This window comes from Vogesella mureinivorans (assembly GCF_007644035.1).
Lineage (GTDB): Bacteria > Pseudomonadota > Gammaproteobacteria > Burkholderiales > Chromobacteriaceae > Vogesella > Vogesella mureinivorans.
Genome location: NZ_VMTV02000137.1, coordinates 1 through 332, shown reverse-complemented (window position 1 = coordinate 332; position 332 = coordinate 1). Strand labels below are relative to the sequence as shown.

Below are 332 nucleotides of genomic sequence, written 5' to 3'. Positions count from 1 at the left end.
GCCTCCGGTGGCGGCAATGTAAACTTTGGAACCGCCATAGTTGAATTCATACGCCAGCCAGTCTATGCCGACGTCGTTGTTGCCATCGCCATAGCCAAGGTTAAAGGTCTGGGTGCCCTCAAATGTTCGCCCATTCTCGGCTACGTTGAAGGCATTGAGGTTTCCAGCAGCAAGACGGGTGTGCAAGATATCTGAACCCGTAAAGCTGGTTTGGAAGTCTAAGCGCACCCTGTCGCCGAAGACGGTGTTATCGTCAACACCTTCACCGAAGCTGTCCGTAACTGCGAAGATCGCTTCCCCAACCAGTTTGGTTGTGGTGGAGAACTGATTTT

General features: G+C 52.4%; 1 protein-coding gene. It reads right to left on the bottom strand.

Annotation, left to right across the window (positions count from 1 at the left end):
• A partial coding sequence (locus tag FLQ44_RS04805) for a carbohydrate porin (RefSeq protein WP_147693320.1) occupies positions 1-332 on the bottom strand: 332 nt, incomplete at both ends.